Origin of the sequence: Rhizobium leguminosarum (assembly GCF_002953715.1) — a bacterium.
GTDB classification, from domain to species: domain Bacteria; phylum Pseudomonadota; class Alphaproteobacteria; order Rhizobiales; family Rhizobiaceae; genus Rhizobium; species Rhizobium leguminosarum_V.
In genome coordinates, this window is record NZ_CP025012.1 from 838,107 (window position 1) to 863,093 (window position 24,987).

The following is a 24,987-nucleotide window of genomic DNA, read 5'->3' on the forward strand; positions in this document are numbered from 1 at the left end:
GATGGGCCGATTGCTGCGAGCGTCAGAATATCTGTGGCGAGCGCAGGGCGAGAAAATCGATGAAGGTGCGGACTTTGGCGGAAAGGTATTTCCGGCTCGGGTAGACGGCATGAAGTGTGTTGCTGATGCCGAGCGTGTCGGCGAGCACCACTTCCAGCCGGCCCGCTTTCAGATCCTCCTCCACCAGCCATTCCGGCAGGAACACCAGGCCCATTCCCCGCAAAGCCGCCAGGTGCAGCAGCGTCTCGTTGGCACTCAGCAGCACATTGCGGAAGGTGACCTTATGCCGGTCGTTTTGGCGGCCCAACAGCAGGCTTTCGCTGATATTGATGCCATTATAGCGAAGCAGCGCGTGGCCGTTCAGCTCGGCGATGCTCTGGGGTCGCCCGGCGCGCCTGAGATAATCCGGCGATGCCATCAGGCGGAATTCTATCTTCGCCAATGGGCGCGCCACCAGACCCGGATCGAGCCGCTCGGACGACATGGCCCGCAGTGCAAGGTCAAAGCCTTCCTCGACCAGATTGGCGATCCGGCCGCTCAGATCCATATCCAGGCTGACGTCAGGATAACGCTGGTTGTATTCGGCCAGAATATCGACAAAGCCTGAACTGGCCGCCCACACCGGAGCACTGAATTTCAGCGTTCCGCGCGGCGCGACCGTGACATTGCCGATCGACGCTTCCAGTTCGTCGAGCCCTTCGAGCATTTGCCTGGTCTGGTTGAAATAAAGCGCGCCGGCTTCGGTGAGCGTGACACTCCGGCTGGTCCGGTTCAAGAGCCGGCTGCCCAGGCGCGTCTCGAGATGCATCACGTGTTTGCTCACCATCGCCGGCGACAGGTTCAAACGGCCCGCTGCCGCGGTGAAGCTCTTGAGCTCCGCGACCAAGCAAAACACCCGCAGGCTCATCATCGTATCCATGATCATCAACCTAGAGGAAATGATGCATGTTGGCAAAGCCGATTGATCAATCCAGGGAAAACCAGGACAGTCGCTGACAAGACCGGCGGAGTGAGGCGATCGACCCGCCGGACGTCCAGCCGCAGCGGCGGTGCCGAAAGGGAATGGCGACGTGAAGACATCGAGACTGCCCACCTATTTCCTCAGCCATGGCGGCGGCCCCTGGCCCTATATGACCGGTGGTTTTCGCAGCAATTTCGACAAGCTCGAGCAATCCCTGATCGAGATGCGGGCCGAACTTCAGGATCTGCCCAAGGCGGTGCTGGTCGTTTCGGCCACTGGGAGGAGAGGGGCTTTGCCGTCTCTTCGGGCAGCAACCCGGGAATGGTCTACGACTACAGCGGCTTCCCCGACTATCTCTATCAGATCAAATATGGCGCGCCGGGCTCCCCCGAGCTTGCGCGTCACGTGCAGGATCTGCTGCATTCCGCCGGCATCGACGCCAGGCCCGACCCCACTCGCGGCTTCGATCACGGCACGTTCAGCCTGATGAAGCCGCTCTATCCGAACGAAGACATCCCTGTGGTCCAGCTGTCGCTGGATGCCGGTTACGATCCGGCGTTGCATCTCAAGGTCGGCCGGGCGCTCGCACCGCTGCGCGACGAAGGCGTGCTGATCATCGGCAGCGGCCTCAGCTATCACAACCTGTCGGCCATACAGGGCACGGCCGGACATGGCCCCTCCCGTCTTTTTGACGCCTGGCTGCAGGAGACGCTGATCCGGTCGCCGTTCGAGAAGCGCACCGAGCGGCTTGTCGAATGGGAGAAGGCGCCCGCTGCGCGTGCAGCGCATCCGCGTGAAGACCACCTGATCCCCTTGATGGTGGCGGTGGGTGCGGCCGAGGACGAACCGGGCACTGTTACCTATCACCAGAAAGATTTCGCCGGCGGCCTGACCGCATCGAGCTTCCGCTTCGGCGATGTTCCCCCGGCACCTCAATCAAAAGGAGATGCGCCATGACCAACGCACCGTTCAAGCCGATCGTCTATCTCAAGGAAAACTGCCCCTTCTGCCTCAAGGTTCGCCTGTTCCTTCTGGAATCGGGACTGGCCTCGGACGTTGAAACCCGCGACTTCGTCCCCGACAGCGAGCACGAGAAGAAGATCCGAGCCGAGCTTCAGCCACATCTCGACAAGGTGAGCTTTCCCTCCGCGCAGCTTGAGCCCGGCCGATACGTCACGGAATCCGACGACATCGTTGCGTTCTTTGCAGCCAAGGCAGGCCGCGATCCGGCCGGCATGACGGTCTACCGGAACTATGTCGACGGCGTCTTCGCCATGTCGATGAAGCTCTGGAAAGAAAACCAGGAACTGAAGAAGGCGGCATCCGCCGCCTGATCTCTCCCACAACCCACATTGGAAAGTCTCGATGACCGATACCAGCAAATGGACGCCATACGTCCTCGCAATCCTGCGCATCATCACCGCGCTTCTCTTCCTCGAACACGCGACCATGAAATTCCTGCAATTTCCGGGTCCGATTCAGGGCGTGCCCTATCCGCTTCCGACCATCATGATCATCGCCGGCGCCATCGAGGTGATCACCTCGGCTCTGATGCTGGTCGGCTTTCAAACGCGCATCGCCGCTTTCATCGCCTCGGGCGAAATGGCGGCCGCCTATTTCATGGGCCACATGCCCTATGGCTTCTGGCCGGCGCTGAACATGGGTGAAGTCGCCATCCTGTTCTGCTTCATCTTCCTCTACATCGCCTTTGCCGGTGGCGGGGCATGGACGCTCGACACCGCGCGTCGTCCGGCCACGGCTTAAACGGCAGGAACCGGCCTGTACCGGGCTGCCAGCCGGCAGCCTGGTCTCGCGCCCAAACGCGACGACAAAATCTGGAGACCACAATGAAAGCGGCCCTTCTCAAATCCTACGGCGATGTCGATCAGTTCGAAATCGGCGATATCCCGACGCCGAAGCCCGGACCGGGCGAGATCCTGATCAAGATCGAAGCATCCGCCGTCAATCCATTCGATCTCATTCTCCGCCGGGGTTTCATGGCCAAGTTCATTCCGCTTCCGCTGCCGGCCGTGCTCGGGGGCGACGCTGCCGGCACCATCTCGGCACTCGGCGACGGCGTCACCAGTTTTGCGGTCGGTGACCGGGTTGTCGCCGATTTCGCGGCAAACGGCAAAGGCGCCCATGCCGAATATGGTGTGCTTCCCGCCACATCGGTCGCCAAGCTGCCGGCCGGCCTGGGCTTCGAAGAGGGTGCATCGCTGGTCAAGGCCGGGTTGACCGGGCGCCAGACCGTCGAGGCGCTTGGCGTCAAGGCCGGCGACCGGGTTCTGGTCTCCGGCGGCCTCGGGACCGTCGGCCGTTCGGCCATCCAATATCTCAAGCAGATCGGCGCCCAGCCGGTGGCCGGTGTCCGTCCCGAGCGGCTGAACGAAGGCCGGGAGTTGGCCGGCGAAGCCCTCGACATCACGCTCCCCACCGCAAGCCCGGGCTTTGCCTATGCGATCAGCACGGCCGGCCCGGTGGCCGGCAATCTCATCGGCCATGTCAGTGATGGCGGCACGGTCGCCAGCATCGTTCCGGTGCCGGAAGGCGCCAATGCCGGAGACCGTGTCACCATCCATGAACTCTTCCACCGCACCGATGCGGCGACGCTCGACGCCGTGCTGGATGCCGCCGTGCGCGGGCTGCTGGTCATCCCGATTTCCCATACCTTCACTCTGGAGGAGATCGGTGCGGCGCAGACTGCGGTCGCAGCCGGAGCCCCGGGTAAGGTCGTGCTCAAGCATTGAGGGATCAAGACCAGGGCCGGAGCGTGGTGCAGATCTCTTGATCAGGCACCATTCTCCGGCGGGTGCAGTGAAAGGTTGCTCACAGCAAAACATCCGTCTTGACACTCTTCGCTATCAGAACATAATAAGAACATCGGCGCGGCGGCCGCCATCTGAAAACCGAAGATGTGGAGAGCGGATATGCGTGAGCAGCCGATCGGCGAAGCCGTGGAAGACGATGCGTGGCCTGCAAGTGATGTGATGTGGCCGCCGGAGAAGGAGATTGAGGTCTCCGAGGCGCATGCAAGCCTGGTCAAGGCCGTGGCGGGGAGCCGAGGCGTGAGATTTTTCACGGCCTTCATCATCGACATCCCCAGCGATACCTATCTTGGCGATGTCCAGATGGCGATCGACGAGGCCGCCGGCGAGGCCTGCGGCATCCTGCTGACGAAACATGTCACCGGCCGCGACGCCACAACCGGCGAGCCGGTTCTGACCGAGGAAGCCACGCGACCGTTCAAGTTTCCCTGCAGCGAGGGCGTCGCGAAAGCCATAGCGAGCTTCTGCGACAAACTAAAAATGGCGGGCATCCTCCCTTGAGTGCCACCATGGAAGCCGAAACATCGTCACCGCCGGTCGAAAATGAGCTTGCCGAGGTGGTCGCCTATCACAATGGCGATATGCGGGCCGCATAGGCACGCTGCTGGAGGACGTCCGACATTTGCGCCGGCCGTTGATATTAGCAGAAGGCGCCATGGGCGGCGGCATGACCCGCGGCTGGCGGCCGAGCTACAATCGGGACTAAAATACCCGAAATGAACAACGACAAAAAGCTGCGGGGCTGGACGCTCAGCCGACGGCTGCTCACCTATGGCAGGTCGGCATCGAGGATCTTGGATCCGGCGATGGGATGACAACTGCGGCGCGACGCGGCCGCTGGCCGTCGCATTTCCTCATTCGGCTTTTGCCGGTACCGAAGCAGGTCGGTCGGCTCCGTCATCGATCCAGGCCAGCGTCTCCGTCAATATTTCCTTGGACAGGGCGGGATCGACCATGACGCGAGCGAGGATCGTTGCCCCGACCATCGCCGACCAGCTGGCGATTGCCCGGCGTCGGCGGTCGGCGTCCGGCCCTTCGACCTTCTCGCTCATCCAGTCGATCTGCGCCCGCACACCCTCCGTCACCGCCGCACGGGCCTCAGGCGTTTGGCGCAGCGTGTCGGCGGCAAGTCCCGAAATCGGGCAGCCACCGGCCCTGTTGTCGCGATGGCGCGGCGACAGGTACTCTTCCATGTAGGCGCCGAGCGGGAGTGACGCGCCATTGCGCTGGCCAAGCGCATGCGCGAGCGCCTGGACGATCAGGTCGTCCTTCGAGCTGAAATGACCGTAGAAGCTGCCATGCGTCAGGCCCGCGGCCTTCATCACCTCGGCAACGCCGACGGCCTCGAATCCTTTCTCCCGAAACAGCCGGCTTGCGACTTCCAGGATCCTTTGGCGGTTTTCGGCCATCTGCTCACGGCTGATTTTCATGTTGAGATTTCTCCCTCTCTACCATTGACTTTTTTATGATAGCCATCACTTTAAATCAGTAATTAGGATCGTCATCATAATTATATAACGCTCATTCGAAAGAGAACAAGACAATGACTGACACTCCCACCGTCCTCATCACCGGCGCCTCCTCGGGTATTGGAGCGACCTATGCAGACCGTTTCGCCCGTCGTGGGCACAATCTCGTACTGGTCGCGCGCAATAAGGCAAGGCTGGAGGCTCTCTCGACGCGACTTCGCGAGGAAACCGGCGTAACGATCGACATCCTGCAGGCCGATGTCACCAAATCCGATGAGCTTGCGGCGGTGGAAAGCCGTCTGCGCGACGATCATCGGATCGGAATTCTCGTCAACAATGCCGGCACGAGCCTCGAAGGCACGTTCGTCAATCAGCCCGTCAATGATATCGCCCAGCTGATCGCGCTCAACGCGACGGCGGTTGCCCGCCTTTCCAGCGCCGTTGCGCCACGCTTCGTCGAAGCGGGCTCGGGCGCCATCGTCAACGTCTCCTCGGTCGTCGGGCTCGTCCCGGAATTCGGAATGACGGTCTACGGCGCCACCAAGGCCTTCGTGACCTTTCTTTCCCAGGGGCTCAGCCTCGAACTCGGTCCCAAAGGCGTCTACGTCCAGGCGGTCCTGCCGGCGGCGACGCGGACGGAGATCTGGGAGCTTTCCGGCATCGACGTCAACACGCTCTCCGGCGTGATGGAAGTGGGCGAACTGGTGGACGCCGCCCTGGCAGGCTTCGACAAGCGCGAGCCCGTCACCATCCCGCCGCTGCACGATGCCGCCCAATGGGACGCCTATCAGTCCGCGCGCCAGGCGATGATCCCGGGCTTTTCGCAGGCTGAGCCGGCAGAGCGCTATCGCGCCGCCTCGTAGCGCTTCCCGCGGGAACGCGCCGTCACCAGCACAGGCTGTGTCTTAAGGCCGGCCTATGCCGAGTTCCGGCGCGAAACTCCGAGACATGACAGAGACCCCCGAAATTCTGAAAGAAACGAAATGACTGACAACGCAGTTTTTGAACCCTACACACTCGGCGCCCTGACGCTGGCGAACCGCATCGTGATGGCGCCCTTGACCCGTAACAGAGCCGGCGCCGGCTTCGTGCCGGGCGATATCGCCGCGACATATTATGCCCAGCGGGCGACAGCCGGCCTGATCATCTCGGAAGGCGCGCAGATTTCGCAGGAAGGGCAGGGCTACCAGGATACACCGGGAATTTATACGCAAGCCCAGATCGACGGCTGGCGGAAAGTCACCGACGCGGTGCATGCCAAAGGCGGACACATCTTCCTGCAGCTCTGGCATGTCGGTCGTATTTCGCATGTCGATCTGCAGCCGAACGCGCAGGCGCCGGTCGCGCCATCGGCCATCAAGGCCGAGACCAAGGTCTTCGTGAACAATGCCTTCGTCGACGTCTCCGAACCTCGCGCGCTCAAACTGGATGAGATCCAGGCCATCATCGCCGATTTCCGTCGCGCCGCCGCCAACGCGATTGCCGCGGGCTTCGATGGCGTCGAAGTCCATGGCGCCAACGGTTATCTGCTGGAACAGTTTGCCAAAGACGGCTCCAACACCCGCACCGACGCCTATGGCGGCTCGATCGAACATCGCGCCCGGATGATATTGGAAGTCGCTGCCGCCGTGGCTGCCGAGGTCGGCGCAGAGCGGACGGGAGTGCGGATTTCGCCGGTCAACAGCGTCACCTCGAGCGATCCGCAGGCGCAATTCAACTATATCGCCGAGAAGCTTGGCCAGATGGGGATTGCCTATCTCCATGTCGTCGAAGCTGGGCGCGGCGGGCCTAATGACGCTGTTGCCTTTGACTACGCGGAGCTCAGGGCCAAGTTCGCAAACACCTACATTGCCAATAACGGCTACGACCTCGACCGCGCAACGTTGCGATTGACGGAGGGCGCGGCGGATCTCTTCTCGTTCGGCCGGCCATTCATCGCCAATCCTGATCTCGTCGAGAGACTGAAGACCGCTGCTCCGCTGGCGGAGGTGAACCCGGCGACCATCTATGGCGGCGGCGCCCAACGCTATACCGACTATCCCTCCATCGCCGCATGACGCGCGCGTGATGCACCGGCGCCGTGCTGCTGCACGGCGCCTTTTCACCATGCCGAATGGCGGAGGCGGCGGGGCTACGAACGCCCTTGCCTCAGCTTTCATCAGGACGGACTGCGCAGACCGAGGCGAATTTTTGCATTACCAGCTGACACCGTCCGCCAGCTTTGGATGTTCAGACGCCGGATCATGTTCATTGGTTGGACTATCGCCCGTATTGGATCGACCTCGCCGAGCCGATCGAGTGTCTTGCCGGAAACTTAACTCTCCTGGCATCGCCTGCATCATCAGCTTGAGCGGGCGCTCGAAATCGCCCGCGCGCAGCAGCCGCTCTTCTGAGTTTCGAGCGGCCGCGAACCGGCATCACATCGGCGGCATCGTCTCGAATTTCGGCGCCGCCGGATCGACCAGGTCCCAGGCGAGGCCGCGCAGCGTGTAGGTCACCATCTGCGGCTGGTATCGGTTGGGATCGTCGAGGCTGGCGGCGTGAATGGTGAAGAGATCGGGCATGGCAGAGAAGGTCAGATAGACCGGCGAGCCGCAGGCGGGGCAGAAGCCGCGCGTCTTGACGTTGCCGCTGTCTGCGACCATGTCCCAATGCGTCGCTTGACCCTTGAGCTTCACCGCCTGCCGGCTCGGGAAGGTCAGGTAGGATCCGTGCCCGGTGCCGCTGGTCGCCTGGCAATCGCGGCACTGGCAGTCGTTCATCGCAATCGGCTCGGCCGAGATTTCATAGTGGATCGCACCGCAGGCGCATCCGCCGGTGTAAGGCTTGCTCATATCTCTCTCCTGATGAAGCGCTGCCGAATAAAACGTTGCGTCGGCAAGCGCGATGTCGGTCGCCTCAGTCCGTCTCGTCGACGATGGCGCCGATGTTCTTCACGACCTTCTTCCAGCCTTCGCCCATCTTCTGGAAGGCCGTTTCATTCCTAGGCAGGACGAAGCCGGAATGGATGAGGCGAAGCCGCGTGCCGGCTTCGACCTCGGACAGAATGAAGGTGACCACGGTGTTGAGCGGGGAGCCGTAGCCGGCGTTTCCCTCATGCCCGCCTTTCCAGGCATAGGAGAGACGCTCGTTCGGCTTCACTTCCAGCACCTGGCAGTGAATGGTGCCGTCCCAGGCGCCAGCCGGCGTCGTCTGGTAGGAGAAGCGCTTGCCTTCCACCGGCTCGAAGCCCGCCGGCATCATCAGCCAGCGGCCCATCAGATTGGCCGTGGTCAGCGTTTTCCAGATCGTCTCCGGCCGATGCGGGAAAATCTCGTCGACCACGATCTCTTGCGTGTCGGGCTTCAATGCGGCGTCGCTCATGGATCGATTTCCTTCAGCAATGTTCTGAGATTGGCAAAGCGGTCGCGCCAGAAGACGCCGTAATGGCTCATCCAGTCGACAAGCGGCTCCAGGCCTTCCGGCTCGGCGCGGTAATAGACCTTCCGCCCTTCGGGGCGCTCGGCGACCAGGCCCGCCTGTTTCAGCGCCTTGAGGTGCTGAGAGATGGCGCCCTGCGTGACGCTGCTTGCCCGCGTCAGTTCGACGACGGTGATCTCGTCGGAATTGACGATCTGCTCGAAGACGGCCCGCCGCGTGGGATCGGCAAGGGCGCGCATGACGGTGGTGATGGAGGCGGCTTCGGTCATGGGGGAATAAATAGCGGATACTAATTGATGAGTCAATACTAATTGTTGTGGTGGGTGATTGGTCGATAGTCATTCCGCGGCGGCGCGTTCGCACAATTCTCGCCGTACGTCGCTGTATTTTCCGCAGAGTTCGCCCCTTGCTCCGTCTTCCCAGGGCTTGACCCGAGGATCCACGTCGGCCTCCATCAGCCACCGGCATGGATCCCAGGCTCGAGGCCTGGGATGACGGAGGTTGGGGGTGCGTTTCCGCCAAACTCGCCGCCGGCGCGGAACCCTGCGCAAGCCAATGCAACGATTGAACCCGCGTGCCTCATGCCTCGGCAATGGTTTACCTAGGACCCTTCGTTACCGGTGTCCGTGATATTGGCATCATACGGCTCTACGGAGTTCCCGCTCGGTTGCGGGAGCCATGATTTTCGGTCGGACAGTGACGGGGAGGTGCCGACCCAGATCGCGAGGCCGATCAGTAGCGCGCCGCTCAAGACGCCGATGACAGAGTAGATCCAGATCATCCGCTCGCTCCTCTTGCGAGCACCCACCATAACACCGGGCGCCTTGTTTCAACAATATCAGCGCTCAAGCGGACAAACCTCGGACTTTAGTTCGAGAGGTGCGTTTGAAGGAATGTGCGAACGCTGCGGATGGACTTTCCGGCGGCGTCCGGATTGTATTTTTCGATATGACCAAACACCCTCCTTCCCACCTTAAACTCCGGGGCATCGAAATCGTGGTAGGTGCCCTTGTAGATGTTGAGCTCGATGGGCGGGCTATTGTCACTGAGACGGGCAAGCCTCTTCCGGCATCGGTCGGCCGGGCTCCAATTGTCTCGTTCGCCAGTTAAAATCAAGATCGGCACCGTCGCATCGCCCTGAGTTGCCGCGCAGAGGGGATAGTAGGCAACCGCTGCGTTGAATTTGCGGTCCATCAGCTGTTCGTTGCCTTCGATTTTTGTCCCCTCCAGCGTCGCGGTGCCGCCCGTTGAAAAGCCCATCAAGGCAACGCGCCTGATATCGACTAAGCTTTGTTTCGATAAAAAATTCAAAGCCCCATAGGCGTCGAAGACGCGATCGGGGAGATGGTTTTGACACGGGTCCTTGATGTTGCGGGTGGTGAAGCTATCGACGACCAGCACGACGTAACCCCATGCGACCAGCCGTTTCGGCCAAAGCTCCTTGACGCTCAAACGCAGACCCTCGCATCCATGCAGGACGACGACCGCCGGGAAGGGGCCATCACCCTGGGGGCGGGATAGATATCCGAGCAACGGCGTGCCCTGCGGTTGAGAAAGAATTTCTCCCTGTTCTCTCGCCTTGCTTATTCGAAATGGGCTTAGCTTGACAGGCGCGCTTTCGAAGTGAACCAGCTCGTCGGCACCAGCCGGGTTTCCAGCGAACGTGACGCTGAGAAAAGCGGCAAGGCAAAGAAAAAGTCTCGTGGTTTTCACTGAGCTTCTCCACCGTTGGATCAACAGCCCGCCAATTATACGCCGGACCTGAAGGCGCGCAAAGCGGGCGAGGGGTTTTACCGCCGATTGGGTCGGGTTGGGTGGATTTCAAATTAACCGCATGTTGCGGTTAGAAGCCCTTGATCACCCCCTGGCCGGCTTCAGTGCCGGACGGCACTCGCATCATGTTCGAATATCAGTCTGGTCAATGGACGTCGAGAAACACCTATGGCCGCATCGACGATGGCGACGGGACGGCCGACTATAAGGTGCAGGAGATATTCGCCACCAACGTCCAGGACAATGCCGCGCTGCTGGCCCACGGCATGAACCTCGATACCACGTCGTATGTCCACCCGACGCTGCAAGGGATCTTGCGATTTGTCGGCCGATTGCCGCAATCCGAAAAGCTGAAATTTTACCCCTAGGCTGAATCGACATTCATCGCATCCAGACGAGGGCGGCGGCTAGGTGGATGAAGCTTAGGAAGTTGACGGCGCGCCTGTCGTAACGGGTTGCGATGCGACGGAAGTGTTTGAGCTTGTTGAAGCAGCGCTCGATGAGGTTTCGAGCTTTGTAGGCGTCGAAGTCGTATGGGATGAGGTGCTTACGCGTCGGATTGCATGGGATGACGGCTTCGGCACCCAGATTGCTGATGACTTGTCGCAATGCATTAGAATCATAGGCTTTATCGGCGAGAACGCGGCGGGCTTCTAGTCCTTCGAGCAAGGCTGGGGCCTGGGTGACATCGCCGCGCTGGCCAGGAGTGAGGATGATCCTGAGTGGCCGCCCTCTGCCATCGGTGGCCATGTGGATCTTGGTGGTCAGTCCTCCTCGGGAGCGCCCCAAAGCTTGGTCCCCCCTTTTTGGCCGCCACCCTTTCCGGTGGCCGCCTGCTGGTGGGCGCGCACCAGTGAAGAATCGAGGGCGACATAGTCGTTGTCGGGATCCTTGACGAGATGATCGAACACCGTCTCCCAGACTCCCGCCTTGGCCCACCGGGTGAAGCGCTTGTGGACTGTCTTGTACTTGCCGTAGCGCTCAGGCAGGTCATGCCAATGGGCTCCGGACCGCAACACCCACAAAACCGCGTTCACAAACAAAAGGTTATCCTGCCCGCATCGGCCAGGATCTCCGGGCTTGCCCGGCAAAAGATCGCAGATACGGCGCCATTGAGAGGCAGTCAGTTCATATCGCTTGGCCATCTGAGGTCTCCAGATCAATCAATCCGGAGACCTATGAATCACACATTAAGTCTGACGTGAATCCTGAATGTCGATTGGACCTAGAGCGGTTCAGCTTTTAACGGAAGCGCAGGACCGCTCTAGCCTTTTGTTTTTACGCAGTTCTCGGCAAAACCGCTTCGCGCTTTGCCTGGGAAAACCGCTTCGCACTTTTCCTGGAATTGCTCTAGTCGAGCGCGGATACAGATGACATCGAATGACGATATTCTCCGCGCTCTCGGGCGCGTCGAGGGAAGGCTGACCGGCATCGAGGACAACGTCGCGCTTCTGCGCAAGGAGGTCAGCGACGAAAAGGCCAATGCCCATGATAGCCGTGCCGTGATCCACAAGCGGCTCGACGAGCAGGCCAGGCAGAAAGCCCATGGCTGTCAGCGGCGGCGCGGATGCGCAGATCCGCGAGGAAATCAAAAGCCTCAAGGAGACCGTCGAGAAGAACCAGGAGGCGGTCGGGCCGGCGCTTGAAGAGTGGAAGCGGATGAAAACGATCGGCTACGGGATATCGGGGCTTATCGCCTTTGCCGGCCTGACGATTGGCGGGATGATCGCCTATGCGAGCGACGGCGCAGTGGCGGCGCTTCGGCATTGGTTGAAGATCAATTGATCTGGCGGCGCCGGTCATCGGGCCGCCGGTCTTGGGTGTGGCGTGCGCAGATGCATCTCGTGCTCTACAGATAGCCTACTATTGCGGTGGCGATGGCGCTGTTTCGTTTTATGAAAATGGAACCCATTGGTGATCCTTTTCCGCGCCGCCCGCCGTGGCGCCCGGCAGACCGATACTCTTGCTCGCCCCAAAACCGAAGCAAACCAAACTCCTAAATTCTAGACGTCGCTAACGAACAAAACGGCGGCCTGTTGGTTTTCCTCTCAGGAGGAAATGGTCATGAAGAGCATGAGCAATCGCCAAGTTCGCATTCCCGGCCCGCGAGAGCACGATGTCGCCGAACATTGCCGCAAGTTTGGGATCGGCCCGGCAGAGGAGAAGAAGCTGAAAAAACTTCTCGGGTCTCGGGCGCCGCTCCATGAAATCCAGGCCAATGCTTCGCCGCGGCAGCCAAGGTGGCGGTAGGTGGGGAAGGGGTCGCGGAAGACGTCGCACGTGATGACTACACGCTACATTACGGCGATGATTCAAAGATTGACCGAAACAGAGCAGCGCCGTGAACGCTCGCGAAAGAGGTGCTTTTGCCGGGTTTTGACATGATCGATCTTGTTTGAGACGTGGGCCGAATCTTCGGTCTGCTCCACTCGGATCCGCTGAAAGCCCCGCTCCGGCGGGGTTTTTCGTTGGCGTTGTGATGTGCCTGTCGGTTTTCGCCCGGCGGGAGCTTATCGGTGTGACGGTCGCAACGTGCCCGGGCAGGTTGTCGATGATCCCCAGGCGGAATTTCCGGGATCGTGGCGTCGTATCTCTGACGCGGAACTTCCGACAATATCAGGGGTTTTGCCGGCGGATCGCGTGGCAGGTCTCGTCTCCTGTACCACTGCTACCCCTGCAGTTGCTGCGCGGTCCACTCATGCAAATATGATGATAAGGCGCTTTGCTCCCGGCTGTCGTCAGCGGGCAAAGTCATTTGTCGTTTGTCGACGTTGGAAGTTCACACGCTCCAAGACGCGGCGATCCGCGTCGGCGCCAGCATCTGCGATGGATCAAGAAGGCACAGCTGCGCGCCAGGAAAGCCTGTCAATGCTGCAGTTGCCGCGAGAGCATGAGGATGTAATCGTCGGCGATATCGGCAACCACCATGGCGGCTTCCGCGGCCGTGTACCCCTTGCCGATGGCGTCGCTGACGATTTTCATCACAGCCGGTTCAAGCGCTTCCCGGCAGTCGGACAGACTTTCGACATGCGGGCATTTTGGACGAAATTCCAAGACGTTGTTCATGGCATACCCTCCATTCGATCTAGCTCGGGCCCTATGACGGCAAGCCAGTCTCTCCAGGGAAAGGCGGGCCACGGTTCCGGCGAGCTGCTTCAGGAACCAGAAGTGTTGTCGTTGAAGCTACGATGGCATAGGGCCGGATGTATTCAAGCGCATGCTGATATTAAGGTAAGCCAGTAGGGTTAATTCGTCCGCTGATGTTGCATCGTGGCATCGCAAGCAGATGCAAAGCCAGCCACGGCTAATGCATGTCGCCCAAAACTGTGCGCGGTTTTGGGATAATGACATGCATCAAATGAAGCCCTTAGAGTTTAGCGCCTGCGAGGCTATTTTCTGCCCTGGAACAGGATGATTTTAGGCCGGGTCGGCCCAAAATCTGAATCCTGTTCTCAATTAAAGAGTTAGAGCATGATGTCGTCCGAAAACCGCTCACACTTTTCGGCATCATGCTCTAGACGCTGATACGGCGGCCGGCCTTATCAGCCTCTTTGCGATTGGCGCCGTGCTTCTCAATGATGTCCCTGGCATCCTCGTTGGAAATGCGATGTTTCTTGGCGAAATAGATGACTTCGTAGGGCGCCTCAGTCACGGCCTCTTTGGCGGGTTGGATCTTTTTCGGCTTGTCATTGGACATGATTTTTCCTTTCATGGAAATGTTGAGCTGGACGTGCCAACGCCGTCTCCGGACCGAAGATCGGAGACCCGGCGCTCTCAAGTCGGCATCAATCGAAGAATGGGCTTCGTGCCGTCTTATCGATGAGCTCGGGCCGTCATGTGTTTTTCCCAGATCTGCGTCGCCTGCGCTGCCGTGCCGGTCTTGTGGAATCGCAGGAGGTGCAGTCCTTCCGCCCGTCGTTTTTCGTTGAAGGCGCTGTTTTCGTAGTCGGTGCCTTCGACAATGCTCTCGCTTTGAAGAACGGCCTTCAATTCCTGCACATAGTGCCCGGTGATGTTGAAAAGCGCTTCATTCTCAGGTGTGTCTGTCATCGTTTTCCCTATGGGTGGTCGCGTGGCATTCAACGCGGTGCCGGTTCGGCAGGCCACGTTGGTAAGATGCATCAAGCAATCCGCGCCCCTATGGGAAAGGCTGGTATCGGACAGCGTTTAGCTGGGGTGTCTGTCTGGAGTTCCATATATCATGCAGCAGCGCCGCCTTGCGAATCAAGGATCAAGGCGCGGCCAGTCTGAACGCCCGCATGTTAAACCACTTGCCTCCCCGATACCATCTCAATCGAGATGCCGAAGAATATGGAGGGAGCAGGGCTATCTTCGCTTTCCGAGTTTAAGGCAAACGCTCCGGGTTCCCACCAGAACGGTTGCTTCTGCAGCAGAGACCAGGCGTGGATGCGTTCGTCATGCCGGGCCGGCGTATCGGTCAGCTCATCATAGGTGCCCTGAACAAGCACGCTCTTCCACGTTCGGTTTTCACCGAATTCTTCAACCTGAACGCAGGCGGGTGAATGGGCCCGCAACAGATCAATCTTCAGGCCCGGCATGGAAAATATGAAAAGCCGGCCTGTTTCATAGGCATACTGAATGGGAACGATATAGGGGTATTTTTCGCCCAGGCATGCCAGATGGCCACGGGTGTGGCCTGCCAGAAAGGCGAGGCAGTCTTGTTCACCCATTTCTCGCAGTTGCATCGCATTATCCAATTCCGTCAGCGTTTCAGCCCTTCGTTTGATAGGCAGCCAAGCGTCTTGGGCTCGCCGCAACAGTCTTGCAGCGCCTACCAGAACACATCGTTGAGAATGATATAGACGATAAAGGCCAGACAGATGGCTGGTGTCGATTTCACCAGAAAGTCGATATACCTGAACCTGCCGATATGCTGGGCCAGGCGTTTCCACGAATGGCTGTGTACCGTGGAAGACATCATGCCCTCCTTTGGTTGGGGCCGGATAACTCTGATTACCCCGGGAAGCAGCGCCCGTTCACAAGCTGCCACTACACCAAATATGGGCGCCAATCATCTGCGCTACAAGGCGTGGCGGATTGCCGGTCCGGCAAAGAGATCCCGCTGCTGTGCACGATCGCAAGGGGCGGCGCGGAGGGGGCAGGATTGCGGGGCACGTCCATGCAGGGTTGCGCTTCTACCTCAACCATCGTTTCGATCAGTTTCAGCCGATCGAGTTTACGCCGTTGATCGTCGTAGAGCCTGCTGAGCAGTGCATAGGCCGATCCGGAGGGTCTGCCTTTGCGCAATAGTTTCCTGATCAGCATTTCCTGATCGGCAACGCGGTGCGCCGCCTTCACGATATGGCGACGCGCCAGCTTCAGGTCTTTCGGGCGGTATCGTGTGGAAACCATATGCTTTCTCCCCCTGTCATCCGGCAGTAGCCGGATGGTGGCCGTTTCAGTTCACCGGCCTTGCGACTTCTCGCGATCAGCGAAAATCTGCAGCCGTGAGCGTGAAGTTGTTTCCGCGTCGATGCTGATAGACTCTCGACGCAGCCTCCTGAATGGAAGAACGCGCCGCATCAAAGGCGTTGAGAAATGCGGCTTCGGAAGAATTCCGGGTGATCGCGCTGCCGAGCGCTGCTTCTTCGACCAGAAACCTGACCTCGAACATGCCGTCATAGCCGGTGAAGCGGACACCTTTTCTCGCTTCGTCGAAGCTGCGGCTTCTGTTGGGAAAGATAAGTGCCATTGCGGTTGTCCTTGGAAGTGGGCGGGAGGCGCTCTGCGGACCTCGGACCCGGCGATAATTCTAGATGCACTAGGAAACGAGGCGCTCGATGCCAGATGGTTGGCAATCAGCCTGCCGTCATGCCCGACTGTCGGCAGGTCTTAATGGATCGTCTGCACGATGACCCGGTCATCAAGCAATGCCTGCGATGTCTTGATCAAGCGCACCGTACCAGTGATGATCTCGTCGGAATAGACCGGGTCCGCACGCGAAATTTCGTCCGTCATATCGCGGAGGACTTTGTTTATCTCAAGCAGAGGCGGCACAAGGTCCAGCAATCCGTCGGCGGCCAGCCCGTGAGCCAGGCCTGCGATCACCTCTCTGAGGTGATCTATGAGCGCACGTCTTTCCGAAACCGCCAGTGCCGACGGCTTTGTGAGGGTCGCTTCACCGTTGAACTGCATGATGCGTATCCTCCTCTCTTTAAAATGGGTTCCGCCACGCCATTATCAATGGCTGCCGCCGAATGAGGTTGCGGTCAGATGGCAAAGAGCGCAAACTGAACTATCGGCGGGCACGATACGGGCACCGCTGCTTGGGGCGCGCCAGTAAACCCTGGCGCCAGCGAACCCTAGCCCCAACGAAGGAGGACGCCATGTCTTCCACATCAGATCAATTTTTCGATATCCACAATTTGAGAATGCTGGACCGTATCCTCCGAAAGGCCGGCTTTCGCGGCGGCGAAACCTACGCGACCGATGATGGCGAGATCAGCGCCACAAGTTTCCTCATTCATTGTTTCCAGATGGGGATCGTCGATGAGGCCGCGTTGAAATCGGCTCTGAAAATGTATCTCGCGACACAGTTGAGTTCAGGCCCGCTTCCACAGGCACTGGAAGACGGCTCCTTTGCCAGATGGCAGGATGACGGTGGCGCCCCGGTGAAAGCCTATCGGATCGCGCGGTATACGGCGTCTGGGCGTGCGGACGCACCGCTGCGGCCGCCAGCTTACCGCTTTCCCAAAACCAGGCTGCCTGAACGAGTGTCCGAGATCCCGTGAACAGGCCCTGCTGCGACGTCGCCGGCAACGCCCGATCGATCGTCACGATGACATGACGAACAAGGAAGAAGACATGTCTGGGATTCACGCCGATCAAAAGGACCGGGCCAGGAAACGCGAGATCATCGCCCCCGTGCGGAAAAGCGCGACGTCAAGCTCGACCGCCGACGATCTGATAACGCAGGCGCGTCAAGCGCGGTCACCGGAGCAGGGGATCGATAACGCTGATAAGCAAGCCTATGGTCTGGCGCGTCCACACAAAGGTCCGTTCGACAACGCGACGGCATTCAGCGCTTCCACCTACGACCATGATCTCCCGACGCGGCAACAATTGGAGGCTGCGCAACGCAGCCAATCCGACGCGATAAAGCGGCAAGAAGCAAACCGCCAAAAGGGCAAATCCCGTCTGCGCGCAAAGACAACGAAGCTGAAATCTTCCTGAGCAGGAAATAGAGGGGCGGGCGGCGCCCTATAGATTTCTTGCCGACAGACCGGTTCGAAGAGCCCGCCTCAGGCGGGCTTTTCCTGTTTGCGGCAAAAGCTCGGGCGACCGTCAGGCCGCCCCAAACGGCACGGCGACAAAGGTTTTGTTGCCGTCGCGTTCAACGAGCAGCAGCACCGACTTGCGGCCGGCCTTGCCGGCATCGGCGATCGCGGTCTTGACGTCGCGGGTGTTGTGGACCGGTCTGTCGTTCACCGAGACGATGACATCGCCGGACTGAATTCCGGCGGCCGCGGCTGACTTGTCCGGGTTGACACTGGCGACCACCGCACCGTTGACGGAGCGCGGCAGGTTGAGCTGCTGGCGCACGTCGGGTGTCAGGTCGGCAAGGCCGATGCCGAGGCTCGGCTGGCCGCTGCTCTCGTCCTTGCTGGCGGGATTTTCGGCCGCGGCCTGTTTCTGGCCTTCCTCATTGGTGCCGACGGTGACGTTGAGATCGATCGTCTTGCCGTCGCGCCAGACGCTGAGGGCTTCCTTGGCGCCCGGCGAAAGGTCGGCGACCAGGCGCGACAGGTCCTTCGGCGTCTTGACACTCTCGCCGCCGACTGAAGTGACGATATCGCCCGGCTTCAGGCCGGCATGGGCGGCCGGCGTATCGGCGGTGACGGCGGCAACCAGCGCGCCGCCTGTTTTATCAAGGCCGACGGCATCGGCGACATCCTTGGTGACCGGCTGGATCTGCACGCCGAGATAGCCGTGATCGATCGAGCCGTCCTTCTGCAGCTTGGCGACGATCGCCTTGGCCTCGTCGGAGGGAATGGCGAAACCGACGCCGACACTGCCGCCGTTCGGCGAATAGATGGCGGTGTTGATGCCGACGACATTGCCGCTGCGGTCGACGAGCGGGCCGCCGGAATTGCCATGGTTGATCGGCGCGTCGATCTGGATGAAATCGTCATAGGGCCCGCTGTGCAGGTCGCGGCCGCGCGCCGAAACGATGCCGGCGGTTACCGTGGTGCCGATGCCGAAGGGGTTGCCGATCGCCAGGATCTGGTCGCCGAGCTTCAGCCTGTCGGAATCGCCCCAGGCAATGGTCTGCAGCGGCTTGCCCGCCTCTATCTTCACCACGGCGACATCGGATTTCGGGTCGGTGCCGATCAGCTTGGCCGGCAGCTCCGTGCCGTCATCCAGCGTCACCTTGATGTCGACGGCATTGTCGATGACATGGTTGTTGGTGACGATCACCCCGTCGGGGCTGATGATGAAGCCGGAGCCGAGCGCCATTGCCTGCTGCGAAGGCCGGTTTTTCGGCGCCTGGCGCGGCAGCGGAATGCCCTGGTCCTCGAAGAATTGGCGGAACTGCTCGTCCATCGGCGACTCCTGCTGGTCGGCGCTGACATCGGTCGCCTTCATCGTCGTGGTGATGGTGACGACGGCAGGCTTGTCGGCATCGACGATGGACGCGAAGGAGCCGCTCGGCGCGAGAACGCCGCCGGCATCGGATGGCGCGGCAAAGGCGCTGGACGAATTGATCGTAAAGGGCAGGCATGCCGCGCCGGCGATGATGGCGGCCCCGACAAGCGCTGCGGTGCGATGTTTGCGTAAGATGTGTGACATGGTGGTGATCCCTTGGGCGGTGGTCCCTTGCGAGAGCGTTGGCTTTGGATGGCGTCGTGGTTCCATGTCCTGGGACCTGGCGTCGGATGGCTTTTGGCGGCAATTCCTCTGGGAAACGCGCAGCCGTCGAGGGGCGGCGACCGGGGGGAGAGAAGAATTGGCGCTCGGGATTCATATGATCCCATCGAGCGGATTTACAAATTAAAGTTTGATCATGTTTATATTGCCGATTTGTAAGTTATGACGGGAATTTAATCTTCGCTGCCCATGCGCTCCGGCCGGCTGCCCCGCTGCAGAACTTCCGGCCCGGTTTTGCCTCGCTTGGCGTCCGCTGCGATGTTTTCATTCGAAAATAAATGGACTTATTCCCGAAGGCGGTGATCCGATCGCCGCAGGCGCCCGTAATTTGCCGACAGACGATCCTGCTGCTCTTTCTGGAAATTGTATTCCCGGATCCTGTTGCGAATATAAAATGTTAGTAGACTCTAAATTATTTCTTCTTCAGAAAGTAAAGACCGCGATTCGAGGGCAAGCGAGTCTCGCGGGCGAGATATAACGGGGCGGTGAGGACGGCAGTGGAGCGGGGGCGGAAGGCCAGGCGCGGTGCGCATGTGAAGTTGAGCGATGTGGCAAAGAGGGTGGGGGTCAGCCCCATCACCATTTCGCGCGCGCTTCGCAATCCTGAAATCGTCTCGGAAGATCTGCGCCAGACCATTCTGCGCACGGTAGACGAGATGGGTTATATCCCCAATCTCGCCGCCCGGGCGTTGGCTGGCCGCCACAACGGCAGCGTCGGCGTCATCACGCCCGCTTTGCACCAGCACGGCTTCGCCGGCCTGATGATCGGCATTGAGGATCGCTTGCGCGCCACCGAATTCGGCGTGCAGTATTCGAACACGCTCCACCATGCCGACGGCGAGGCCGGCCAACTGAAATCCTTCCTGATGCAGAAGCCGGCCGGCGTCATCATTGCCGGTGCCGAATCCTATCATGATCTTCTGCCGTTGATCGAGAATGCCGCCTGTCCGATCGCCCATATCACCGATCTCAGCCAGGAGCCGGAAAGGATGGTCGTCGGCCTTGATCATCATGCGGCAGGCGCCGAACCCACCCGCTTCCTGCTGTCGAGGGGCTATCAGAGGATCGGCTTCATCGGCCGCGGCACGGATATTCGCTCGCGTCGCCGGAAGGAAGGCTATGAGGCCGCGATGCGGGAAGCTGGCCGTTTCGATCCCGATCTCGCCATTGGCGGAGATGAGGGAAGCAGCACCGGCCTCGGCAGGGAATTGTTTGCCCGCCTGTTGCAGCGCGTGCCGGATATTGATGCCGTCTTTGCCCAAAGCGACGATCTGGCGCTCGGCGTGCTCATCGAAAGCGCCGTGCGCGGCATCCGCGTGCCGGAGGATGTCGGCATCTGCGGCTTCAACGATCTGGAATTTTCGGCCTTCACCGAGCCATCGCTGACGACGGTGCACATACCGCGCTACGATATCGGCTACCGCGTCGCCGACATGTTGCTGCGCGCCGTCCGCGACGAACCGCCCGGCGAAGACAAGATCGATTGCGGCTTCTCCATCATCCCGCGCGGCTCGACGCGCTAGCGCGTCTTGACGCGGCAATCTGGTACGATCTGCCAGCTTTGTGTCTGCCGATATCAGCCCAGTGTTCCTGCAAATCGTTCCGGCCACCGCTCACGTTGAAACACCTCCGTCAGGAAGTCGATGAACACCCTTGTCTTGGAGGGCAGCAGGGTACGGTTTGCATAATAGATCGAAATCGGGCCTGCATCGGCATACCATGCCGGGATCAATCGGATCAGCTCGCCGCTCTCCAGATAACCAAGAGCATCCGCCTTGGCGATCATCGCGACACCAAGGCCGAGCAGCGCGGCGGATCGCATTGCCGCGGGATCGTTGACGACGATCGTCTCTTTCAAGGCCGCAGGCTGCTCATCTCCAGCAAGATTGCGCATCTGCCGCTGGTGAATTCGACCCGTTCGCATCGAGCGCATGACGATACCGTCGAGTTCGCGCAAGCCGGACGGATCATGAGGCGGAACCCGATCGCCCATATATCCCGGTGATGCCACGGGGATAATATGAGCGGGCGCCAATGGCCTGGCGATGATGCCAGGCGTCAATTCGAACCCTCCGCCGATCGCCGCATCATACCCTTCGGCGATCAGATCGACCTGTCTGTTCTCGAACATCCATTCCGGCCGGATCATCGGATATCGCCGCATGAACTCCGGCAATAGCGGAAGGATGTAGCCGATGCCGAGTGTCGGGCTCATGCTGAGTTTCAGCACGCCGGATGGTTCGGACTCTTCGTTCGATGCCTCGGAGATCGCTCCCTGAAGGCTGTCCAGATGGTCACGGATTGAAAGCAGAAAGCGCTCGCCTGCTTCCGTGAGCGTCAGACTTCGGGTGCTTCGTTGAAACAGCCGGAGCTTCAGGTTGCCTTCAAGGGCTGCGACATTGCGGCTGACCGCCGCCGGCGTCAGGCCGAGCCGCCGTGCCGCCGAGGAGAAGCTCCCAAGCTCGGCGCTGCGCACGAAGGATTCCAGGTTTGCAAGCGTTTCCATATCATGACTTTCAATGAATGCTTGAAATTGATAACAGGCAATTCCGTCTAATCACAGGGGAATAACGAGGCGATATTCGCTCCATCGAAACCAAACAATGGAGTTATCGCAATGACCATCGGTATCATTGGCGCCGGCAAGATCGGCTCCGCCTTCGCCCGGGCCCTTGCCCGCAACGGCATCGCTGCCACGATCTCAAACAGTCGCGGCCCTGACACATTGCAGGAGTTGACCGAGGAGCTGTCGCCGCACATTACGGCGGGGACGATCGAACAGGCGGCGAAAGCCGACCTCGTCCTTGTCGCCGTCCCTTGGTCGAATCTTCCCAAGGCATTGGCGGGTCTTCCCGACTGGGCGGGTCGCATCGTGATCGACGCCAACAATCCGATCGAAGGACCACTGTTCAAGCCGGCCGAGCTGAATGGCCGCCTGTCGACGGAGGTCTTCGCGAGCCTGGTGCCCGGCGCTCGCGTCGTCAAGGCATTCAACCATCTTCTGGCGCATCTGGTTTCAGCCGATCCCGGCGCCGAGGGCGGCAGCCGCGTGCTCTTCTATTCCGGCGACGATGCCCAATCGAAGGCCGAAGTGGGAGCGCTGATCTCCAAACTGGGCTTTGCCGGCATCGATCTCGGGCCAATTTCGATTGGCGGCAAGCTCGCGCAATTCCCCGGCGGACCGTTGCCTGTCCTCAACCTCGTCAAATTCGGATGAACAGCGATCGGCCGGATCGATCCGGCCGATCTGCTTGACTAGGCACAGCCCAGATTATTCCCTATATGGAATGAATGACAATCACTGTGCTGAAAAATGGATAACACCGGACTGTCTCTCGACAGAATGCGCACCTTTGTCCGCGTCGCCGAACGCGGCAACCTGTCGATGGTCGCCAGAGAGCTGGGTGTCGGTCAGTCCACCGTGACGCGGCACCTCAATGAACTTGAGGAGGCTGTCGGCGTACCGCTTCTCAGCCGAACCACGCGTCGCGTCACCCTCACGCACGAAGGTAGCCGCTATTATACCAACTGCCTTCAGATATTACGCCTGGTCGAACAGGCTGCCGAAGAAGCGAGAGATGCCCGTCAGGCCCCGGCCGGCGCTGTTCGGCTTTCTTGTACGGCAGCGCTCGGCGTGATGCACATCACGCGCCTGATCTTTGATTTCCAGGACAGGCATCCGGACATCCGGGTCGACCTCAACCTGACGGACGAGCGGATCGACCTGGTTCGCGAAGGCGTCGACGTCGCACTCCGTCTTGGGCCTCTCGCTGACAGCGCGATGAAACTTCATGCGCTCGGAGAGAGCCATCGGCTGCTGGTGGGCGCGCCGGCCTATTTGTCCGTCCATGGACGGCCGCAACACCCAGCCGATCTGTCACGCTGCGAAACCATCGTGATGTCCAATGTGGCCGGCAGCGATCAGCTCGTTCTTTCCTCTCCCGATGGCACAAGCCTGATGATCCCGGTCAGTGGGAAATTGCGCGTCGACCACGGGCTCGCGGCGCGCGAAGCCTTTGCCGCCGGGCGCGGCATTGGACCTGCACATCTCTGGTTGGTCCACGATCTTCTGGATGACGGCCAGCTCGATGTCGTGCTTGGCGACTATCGTCCTTTACCGGTTCCGGTGAGCTTGCTGATCGTTCCAGAGCGTGCCGGTATTGCCCGCGTTCGGCTTCTCGTCGACTTTCTTGTCGCCGAGATTTCCAAATTACCGGGAATCCGGCCGTCATAATTTAGAGTCCGAAGGACCGCTTATCGCCACGCCACCCCGTCGTTCGCAGATATTGCTCCCAGTTGAGCGTGTCGGGGTTCAGGCGACGGCTCCATTCAAGATCGTGCTCCTTGCCGAAATAGCCATAGTCGACAGCATATTCGACCATCCCCAGAATCTCTCGAACGAGAAGTTCGTTGGCGGCAAACTCTGGAAAATAGTGCAGCAGGCCATCCCGGGTGAAAGCGTTTCGATAAGCGGCCTTGCGCCCGGTCACGCGCTGAAAGGTTTCGACCATTTCGCGCGGAGAAATGATGTCGCCAACGATCGGCAGCGTTTTGCCGTTGTAACGCTCGGGATTTGAGAAAATTTCGAGCACGACCGGCCCGGTCGCCGTCAGCGGATCGACAAACGGTGCTCGGAAATCTTCAGGAAGATAGACCGGCAAGAGGAGCGTATCGCCCTCCATGCGCGGCACATAATATTCGAGAAGATTGGTGTAGAAGAACGCCAGCATGACGAAGGAATGAGAAATAGGCAGGCCGCGAATATGGTCGGCAACGCGCGCCTTGTCGGTAAAATGCGGCGCATACTTCGTCCCGCCGGTGATCTTGTCGACATTCTCGAGCGTGCTGAAAACAATATGCCCGACGCCGGCCTCCACGGCGGCATCCGCCAGTTGCCGCCCGAGAGGAGCCTCGATTGTCTCCGGCGGGGCGATCGGCGGCGTCAGCAGAAATGCGCCATCGGCGCCTTTGAAGGCAGCAACGAGGTCTTTCTGAAGGCCAAGTTCGAGAGGGACGGTTACGATTTCAGCGCCGCGTTTCTCCAGATGCAAAGCTTCAGGCGAATCCTTTTTCCGGGTGAAAGCTCGCACCCGGAAACGTTGGCTCTCAAGAAGGGCCGCGGCGACGCTGCGCCCCTGTTTGCTCGTTGCACCGGCAATCGCGATCAGTGGCTTTTCATCTGCAGACATAGAGCTTTAAACCTTTCCCTGTCATTGACGCCGACTGCGGTGCCAGGCGTCATTTTGCGGGAGAGCGGTCGGCCTGTGCCGAGAGCTCACCTCGATGGCGAGCACCCTATCGCAACGGGTTCTATGGCTGTAGATATCTGAAATACATAACATAATGCCATTTTTCGGATAAATGGCTGCCAGCCAGGCGCGCATACAAGTCGGTTCGCCATCCCGGATCAGAACGCCGAAACTCGCGCCCGGATGGTCGGAAGCGCCGAAAGCCATCCCCGGGACACCGCCGATATTCAGGATCGCGACGGCGCAAGTGTCGTTCTTGAAGCCATTTCTCAAACGTTGGCCTTGGCTCAGAGCTGCATTGCAAAGATCGCAAAGTTCACCCTGCAGATCGTCAAATAAACCGATGAGGTCAAGGTTTTCGAAGTGCTGCCCAGTCGCCGCAAGATGTTATATTTATT

31 protein-coding genes and 4 pseudogenes are annotated in these 24,987 nt (G+C 60.0%); 16 read left to right on the forward strand and 19 right to left on the reverse strand.

Annotation, left to right across the window (positions count from 1 at the left end; translation table 11 throughout):
• Positions 1–22 precede the first annotated feature (22 nt).
• Positions 23–919 carry a LysR family transcriptional regulator gene (locus CUJ84_RS04270; protein WP_199788769.1) on the reverse strand — a complete coding sequence of 299 codons (897 nt, stop codon included), beginning with the start codon at positions 917–919 and terminating at the stop codon, positions 23–25.
• A gap of 151 nt (positions 920–1,070) precedes the next feature.
• Here CUJ84_RS04270 and CUJ84_RS04275 point away from each other — a divergent pair.
• From CUJ84_RS04275 to CUJ84_RS04300, 6 genes and pseudogenes are all read left to right on the forward strand, one after another.
• Positions 1,071–1,918 (forward strand): annotated as a pseudogene (locus CUJ84_RS04275) (DODA-type extradiol aromatic ring-opening family dioxygenase).
• On the forward strand, positions 1,915–2,295 hold the full coding sequence (locus CUJ84_RS04280) for a glutathione S-transferase N-terminal domain-containing protein (protein ID WP_105005316.1): 381 nt from the start codon (positions 1,915–1,917) through the stop codon (positions 2,293–2,295). Before CUJ84_RS04275 ends, CUJ84_RS04280 begins: the two are co-directional and overlap by 4 nt.
• 31 nt (positions 2,296–2,326) lie before the next feature.
• Positions 2,327–2,725: a DoxX family protein gene (locus CUJ84_RS04285; RefSeq protein ID WP_105005317.1), complete on the forward strand. Its 399-nt coding sequence runs from the start codon at positions 2,327–2,329 to the stop codon at positions 2,723–2,725.
• Between the two features lie 83 nt (positions 2,726–2,808).
• Complete coding sequence (locus tag CUJ84_RS04290) at positions 2,809–3,711, forward strand: NADP-dependent oxidoreductase (protein ID WP_105005318.1); 903 nt, start codon at positions 2,809–2,811, stop codon at positions 3,709–3,711.
• Positions 3,712–3,891: 180 nt separating this feature from the next.
• On the forward strand, positions 3,892–4,290 hold the full coding sequence (locus tag CUJ84_RS04295; protein WP_105005319.1) for a hypothetical protein: 399 nt from the start codon (positions 3,892–3,894) through the stop codon (positions 4,288–4,290).
• An 8-nt stretch (positions 4,291–4,298) separates the two neighbouring features.
• A pseudogene (locus CUJ84_RS04300) lies at positions 4,299–4,495 on the forward strand (hypothetical protein).
• Between the two features lie 148 nt (positions 4,496–4,643).
• Here the strand turns inward: CUJ84_RS04300 and CUJ84_RS04305 are convergent.
• A complete protein-coding gene (locus tag CUJ84_RS04305) occupies positions 4,644–5,219 on the reverse strand; it encodes a TetR/AcrR family transcriptional regulator (protein ID WP_105005320.1) in 576 nt (191 codons plus the stop codon).
• A gap of 113 nt (positions 5,220–5,332) precedes the next feature.
• Here CUJ84_RS04305 and CUJ84_RS04310 point away from each other — a divergent pair, with 113 nt between their 5' ends.
• Both CUJ84_RS04310 and CUJ84_RS04315 read left to right on the forward strand, forming a co-directional pair.
• Complete coding sequence (locus CUJ84_RS04310; protein ID WP_105005321.1) at positions 5,333–6,121, forward strand: SDR family NAD(P)-dependent oxidoreductase; 789 nt, start codon at positions 5,333–5,335, stop codon at positions 6,119–6,121.
• Positions 6,122–6,241: 120 nt separating this feature from the next.
• Positions 6,242–7,315 (forward strand): alkene reductase, encoded by a 1,074-nt coding sequence (locus CUJ84_RS04315; protein WP_105005322.1) that lies wholly within the window; start codon positions 6,242–6,244, stop codon positions 7,313–7,315.
• 360 nt (positions 7,316–7,675) lie between these two features.
• Here the strand turns inward: CUJ84_RS04315 and CUJ84_RS04320 are convergent, their stop codons facing one another.
• From CUJ84_RS04320 to CUJ84_RS04340, 5 genes are all read right to left on the reverse strand, one after another.
• A complete protein-coding gene (locus CUJ84_RS04320; protein ID WP_105005323.1) occupies positions 7,676–8,092 on the reverse strand; it encodes a GFA family protein in 417 nt (138 codons plus the stop codon).
• Positions 8,093–8,156: 64 nt separating this feature from the next.
• Positions 8,157–8,621 (reverse strand): SRPBCC family protein, encoded by a 465-nt coding sequence (locus CUJ84_RS04325; protein ID WP_027685562.1) that lies wholly within the window; start codon positions 8,619–8,621, stop codon positions 8,157–8,159.
• A complete protein-coding gene (locus tag CUJ84_RS04330; RefSeq protein ID WP_105005324.1) occupies positions 8,618–8,947 on the reverse strand; it encodes an ArsR/SmtB family transcription factor in 330 nt (109 codons plus the stop codon). The genes CUJ84_RS04325 and CUJ84_RS04330 overlap by 4 nt, the downstream gene beginning before the upstream one ends.
• Before the next feature lie 332 nt (positions 8,948–9,279).
• Positions 9,280–9,459: a hypothetical protein gene (locus CUJ84_RS04335; RefSeq protein ID WP_199788770.1), complete on the reverse strand. Its 180-nt coding sequence runs from the start codon at positions 9,457–9,459 to the stop codon at positions 9,280–9,282.
• 86 nt (positions 9,460–9,545) lie between these two features.
• Positions 9,546–10,391 carry a dienelactone hydrolase family protein gene (locus tag CUJ84_RS04340; RefSeq protein ID WP_105005326.1) on the reverse strand — a complete coding sequence of 282 codons (846 nt, stop codon included), beginning with the start codon at positions 10,389–10,391 and terminating at the stop codon, positions 9,546–9,548.
• Positions 10,392–10,576: 185 nt separating this feature from the next.
• Here CUJ84_RS04340 and CUJ84_RS04345 point away from each other — a divergent pair, with 185 nt between their 5' ends.
• A complete protein-coding gene (locus tag CUJ84_RS04345) occupies positions 10,577–10,819 on the forward strand; it encodes a hypothetical protein (RefSeq protein ID WP_245457526.1) in 243 nt (80 codons plus the stop codon).
• Positions 10,820–10,832: 13 nt separating this feature from the next.
• On the opposite strand, the pseudogene CUJ84_RS04350 reads toward CUJ84_RS04345, so the two are convergent.
• Positions 10,833–11,596: pseudogene (locus CUJ84_RS04350) on the reverse strand (IS5 family transposase).
• A 225-nt stretch (positions 11,597–11,821) separates the two neighbouring features.
• On the opposite strand from CUJ84_RS04350, the pseudogene CUJ84_RS38205 reads away from it, so the two are divergent.
• Positions 11,822–12,236: pseudogene (locus tag CUJ84_RS38205) on the forward strand (DUF1515 domain-containing protein).
• 279 nt (positions 12,237–12,515) lie between these two features.
• Complete coding sequence (locus CUJ84_RS04365; protein ID WP_105005329.1) at positions 12,516–12,701, forward strand: hypothetical protein; 186 nt, start codon at positions 12,516–12,518, stop codon at positions 12,699–12,701.
• 615 nt (positions 12,702–13,316) lie between these two features.
• Here the strand turns inward: CUJ84_RS04365 and CUJ84_RS04375 are convergent.
• The 8 genes from CUJ84_RS04375 to CUJ84_RS04405 form a co-directional block, all read right to left on the reverse strand.
• A complete protein-coding gene (locus CUJ84_RS04375; protein WP_027685556.1) occupies positions 13,317–13,517 on the reverse strand; it encodes a hypothetical protein in 201 nt (66 codons plus the stop codon).
• Between the two features lie 448 nt (positions 13,518–13,965).
• Positions 13,966–14,148: a DUF3606 domain-containing protein gene (locus tag CUJ84_RS04380; protein ID WP_105005330.1), complete on the reverse strand. Its 183-nt coding sequence runs from the start codon at positions 14,146–14,148 to the stop codon at positions 13,966–13,968.
• Between the two features lie 116 nt (positions 14,149–14,264).
• The gene (locus tag CUJ84_RS04385; RefSeq protein ID WP_105005331.1) at positions 14,265–14,501 is read right to left on the reverse strand and encodes a hypothetical protein; all 237 of its coding nucleotides are present in this window, start codon (positions 14,499–14,501) and stop codon (positions 14,265–14,267) included.
• A 212-nt stretch (positions 14,502–14,713) separates the two neighbouring features.
• Positions 14,714–15,157, reverse strand: coding sequence for a pyridoxamine 5'-phosphate oxidase family protein (locus tag CUJ84_RS04390; protein ID WP_105005332.1), 444 nt, complete (start codon positions 15,155–15,157; stop codon positions 14,714–14,716).
• A gap of 86 nt (positions 15,158–15,243) precedes the next feature.
• A complete protein-coding gene (locus CUJ84_RS38210; RefSeq protein WP_199788771.1) occupies positions 15,244–15,390 on the reverse strand; it encodes a hypothetical protein in 147 nt (48 codons plus the stop codon).
• Positions 15,391–15,461: 71 nt separating this feature from the next.
• On the reverse strand, positions 15,462–15,824 hold the full coding sequence (locus tag CUJ84_RS04395) for a hypothetical protein (protein WP_105005333.1): 363 nt from the start codon (positions 15,822–15,824) through the stop codon (positions 15,462–15,464).
• Positions 15,825–15,900: 76 nt separating this feature from the next.
• A complete protein-coding gene (locus CUJ84_RS04400) occupies positions 15,901–16,164 on the reverse strand; it encodes a DUF1488 domain-containing protein (RefSeq protein WP_105005334.1) in 264 nt (87 codons plus the stop codon).
• A 140-nt stretch (positions 16,165–16,304) separates the two neighbouring features.
• Entirely contained in the window at positions 16,305–16,607 is a 303-nt protein-coding gene (locus CUJ84_RS04405) for a hypothetical protein (RefSeq protein WP_018449489.1), read from the reverse strand.
• A gap of 191 nt (positions 16,608–16,798) precedes the next feature.
• Between CUJ84_RS04405 and CUJ84_RS04410 the strand changes: the two genes are divergently transcribed.
• Together CUJ84_RS04410 and CUJ84_RS04415 are read left to right on the forward strand one after the other, a co-directional pair.
• Positions 16,799–17,203: a hypothetical protein gene (locus CUJ84_RS04410; RefSeq protein ID WP_027685551.1), complete on the forward strand. Its 405-nt coding sequence runs from the start codon at positions 16,799–16,801 to the stop codon at positions 17,201–17,203.
• Positions 17,204–17,276: 73 nt separating this feature from the next.
• Positions 17,277–17,645 (forward strand): hypothetical protein, encoded by a 369-nt coding sequence (locus tag CUJ84_RS04415; protein ID WP_105008085.1) that lies wholly within the window; start codon positions 17,277–17,279, stop codon positions 17,643–17,645.
• A 111-nt stretch (positions 17,646–17,756) separates the two neighbouring features.
• Here the strand turns inward: CUJ84_RS04415 and CUJ84_RS04420 are convergent, their stop codons facing one another.
• A complete protein-coding gene (locus tag CUJ84_RS04420) occupies positions 17,757–19,262 on the reverse strand; it encodes a DegQ family serine endoprotease (RefSeq protein WP_105005335.1) in 1,506 nt (501 codons plus the stop codon).
• A 611-nt stretch (positions 19,263–19,873) separates the two neighbouring features.
• Here CUJ84_RS04420 and CUJ84_RS04425 point away from each other — a divergent pair.
• Positions 19,874–20,863: a LacI family DNA-binding transcriptional regulator gene (locus tag CUJ84_RS04425; RefSeq protein WP_199788772.1), complete on the forward strand. Its 990-nt coding sequence runs from the start codon at positions 19,874–19,876 to the stop codon at positions 20,861–20,863.
• A 53-nt stretch (positions 20,864–20,916) separates the two neighbouring features.
• On the opposite strand, the gene CUJ84_RS04430 is transcribed toward CUJ84_RS04425, so the two are convergent.
• Positions 20,917–21,846: a LysR family transcriptional regulator gene (locus tag CUJ84_RS04430; RefSeq protein ID WP_105005337.1), complete on the reverse strand. Its 930-nt coding sequence runs from the start codon at positions 21,844–21,846 to the stop codon at positions 20,917–20,919.
• Between the two features lie 111 nt (positions 21,847–21,957).
• On the opposite strand from CUJ84_RS04430, the gene CUJ84_RS04435 reads away from it, so the two are divergent.
• Positions 21,958–22,557 (forward strand): NADPH-dependent F420 reductase, encoded by a 600-nt coding sequence (locus CUJ84_RS04435; RefSeq protein ID WP_105005338.1) that lies wholly within the window; start codon positions 21,958–21,960, stop codon positions 22,555–22,557.
• A gap of 96 nt (positions 22,558–22,653) precedes the next feature.
• Positions 22,654–23,574: a LysR family transcriptional regulator gene (locus tag CUJ84_RS04440; RefSeq protein ID WP_105005339.1), complete on the forward strand. Its 921-nt coding sequence runs from the start codon at positions 22,654–22,656 to the stop codon at positions 23,572–23,574.
• A gap of 1 nt (position 23,575) precedes the next feature.
• Here CUJ84_RS04440 and CUJ84_RS04445 read toward each other — a convergent pair whose 3' ends face one another.
• The gene (locus tag CUJ84_RS04445) at positions 23,576–24,529 is read right to left on the reverse strand and encodes an NmrA/HSCARG family protein (protein WP_105005340.1); all 954 of its coding nucleotides are present in this window, start codon (positions 24,527–24,529) and stop codon (positions 23,576–23,578) included.
• Positions 24,530–24,987 lie beyond the last annotated feature (458 nt).

What these genes read in the sequence shown, in the direction of transcription:
- CUJ84_RS04270 (WP_199788769.1), bottom strand. Translation starts at nt 919, where the DNA reads ATGGATACGATGATGAGCCTGCGGGTGTTTTGCTTGGTCGCGGAGCTC.
- CUJ84_RS04280 (WP_105005316.1), top strand. Translation starts at nt 1,915, where the DNA reads ATGACCAACGCACCGTTCAAGCCGATCGTCTATCTCAAGGAAAACTGC.
- CUJ84_RS04285 (WP_105005317.1), top strand. Translation starts at nt 2,327, where the DNA reads ATGACCGATACCAGCAAATGGACGCCATACGTCCTCGCAATCCTGCGC.
- CUJ84_RS04290 (WP_105005318.1), top strand. Translation starts at nt 2,809, where the DNA reads ATGAAAGCGGCCCTTCTCAAATCCTACGGCGATGTCGATCAGTTCGAA.
- CUJ84_RS04295 (WP_105005319.1), top strand. Translation starts at nt 3,892, where the DNA reads ATGCGTGAGCAGCCGATCGGCGAAGCCGTGGAAGACGATGCGTGGCCT.
- CUJ84_RS04305 (WP_105005320.1), bottom strand. Translation starts at nt 5,219, where the DNA reads ATGAAAATCAGCCGTGAGCAGATGGCCGAAAACCGCCAAAGGATCCTG.
- CUJ84_RS04310 (WP_105005321.1), top strand. Translation starts at nt 5,333, where the DNA reads ATGACTGACACTCCCACCGTCCTCATCACCGGCGCCTCCTCGGGTATT.
- CUJ84_RS04315 (WP_105005322.1), top strand. Translation starts at nt 6,242, where the DNA reads ATGACTGACAACGCAGTTTTTGAACCCTACACACTCGGCGCCCTGACG.
- CUJ84_RS04320 (WP_105005323.1), bottom strand. Translation starts at nt 8,092, where the DNA reads ATGAGCAAGCCTTACACCGGCGGATGCGCCTGCGGTGCGATCCACTAT.
- CUJ84_RS04325 (WP_027685562.1), bottom strand. Translation starts at nt 8,621, where the DNA reads ATGAGCGACGCCGCATTGAAGCCCGACACGCAAGAGATCGTGGTCGAC.
- CUJ84_RS04330 (WP_105005324.1), bottom strand. Translation starts at nt 8,947, where the DNA reads ATGACCGAAGCCGCCTCCATCACCACCGTCATGCGCGCCCTTGCCGAT.
- CUJ84_RS04335 (WP_199788770.1), bottom strand. Translation starts at nt 9,459, where the DNA reads ATGATCTGGATCTACTCTGTCATCGGCGTCTTGAGCGGCGCGCTACTG.
- CUJ84_RS04345 (WP_245457526.1), top strand. Translation starts at nt 10,577, where the DNA reads ATGTTCGAATATCAGTCTGGTCAATGGACGTCGAGAAACACCTATGGC.
- CUJ84_RS04365 (WP_105005329.1), top strand. Translation starts at nt 12,516, where the DNA reads ATGAAGAGCATGAGCAATCGCCAAGTTCGCATTCCCGGCCCGCGAGAG.
- CUJ84_RS04375 (WP_027685556.1), bottom strand. Translation starts at nt 13,517, where the DNA reads ATGAACAACGTCTTGGAATTTCGTCCAAAATGCCCGCATGTCGAAAGT.
- CUJ84_RS04380 (WP_105005330.1), bottom strand. Translation starts at nt 14,148, where the DNA reads ATGTCCAATGACAAGCCGAAAAAGATCCAACCCGCCAAAGAGGCCGTG.
- CUJ84_RS04385 (WP_105005331.1), bottom strand. Translation starts at nt 14,501, where the DNA reads ATGACAGACACACCTGAGAATGAAGCGCTTTTCAACATCACCGGGCAC.
- CUJ84_RS04390 (WP_105005332.1), bottom strand. Translation starts at nt 15,157, where the DNA reads ATGCAACTGCGAGAAATGGGTGAACAAGACTGCCTCGCCTTTCTGGCA.
- CUJ84_RS38210 (WP_199788771.1), bottom strand. Translation starts at nt 15,390, where the DNA reads ATGTCTTCCACGGTACACAGCCATTCGTGGAAACGCCTGGCCCAGCAT.
- CUJ84_RS04395 (WP_105005333.1), bottom strand. Translation starts at nt 15,824, where the DNA reads ATGGTTTCCACACGATACCGCCCGAAAGACCTGAAGCTGGCGCGTCGC.
- CUJ84_RS04400 (WP_105005334.1), bottom strand. Translation starts at nt 16,164, where the DNA reads ATGGCACTTATCTTTCCCAACAGAAGCCGCAGCTTCGACGAAGCGAGA.
- CUJ84_RS04405 (WP_018449489.1), bottom strand. Translation starts at nt 16,607, where the DNA reads ATGCAGTTCAACGGTGAAGCGACCCTCACAAAGCCGTCGGCACTGGCG.
- CUJ84_RS04410 (WP_027685551.1), top strand. Translation starts at nt 16,799, where the DNA reads ATGTCTTCCACATCAGATCAATTTTTCGATATCCACAATTTGAGAATG.
- CUJ84_RS04415 (WP_105008085.1), top strand. Translation starts at nt 17,277, where the DNA reads ATGTCTGGGATTCACGCCGATCAAAAGGACCGGGCCAGGAAACGCGAG.
- CUJ84_RS04420 (WP_105005335.1), bottom strand. Translation starts at nt 19,262, where the DNA reads ATGTCACACATCTTACGCAAACATCGCACCGCAGCGCTTGTCGGGGCC.
- CUJ84_RS04430 (WP_105005337.1), bottom strand. Translation starts at nt 21,846, where the DNA reads ATGGAAACGCTTGCAAACCTGGAATCCTTCGTGCGCAGCGCCGAGCTT.
- CUJ84_RS04435 (WP_105005338.1), top strand. Translation starts at nt 21,958, where the DNA reads ATGACCATCGGTATCATTGGCGCCGGCAAGATCGGCTCCGCCTTCGCC.
- CUJ84_RS04440 (WP_105005339.1), top strand. Translation starts at nt 22,654, where the DNA reads ATGGATAACACCGGACTGTCTCTCGACAGAATGCGCACCTTTGTCCGC.
- CUJ84_RS04445 (WP_105005340.1), bottom strand. Translation starts at nt 24,529, where the DNA reads ATGTCTGCAGATGAAAAGCCACTGATCGCGATTGCCGGTGCAACGAGC.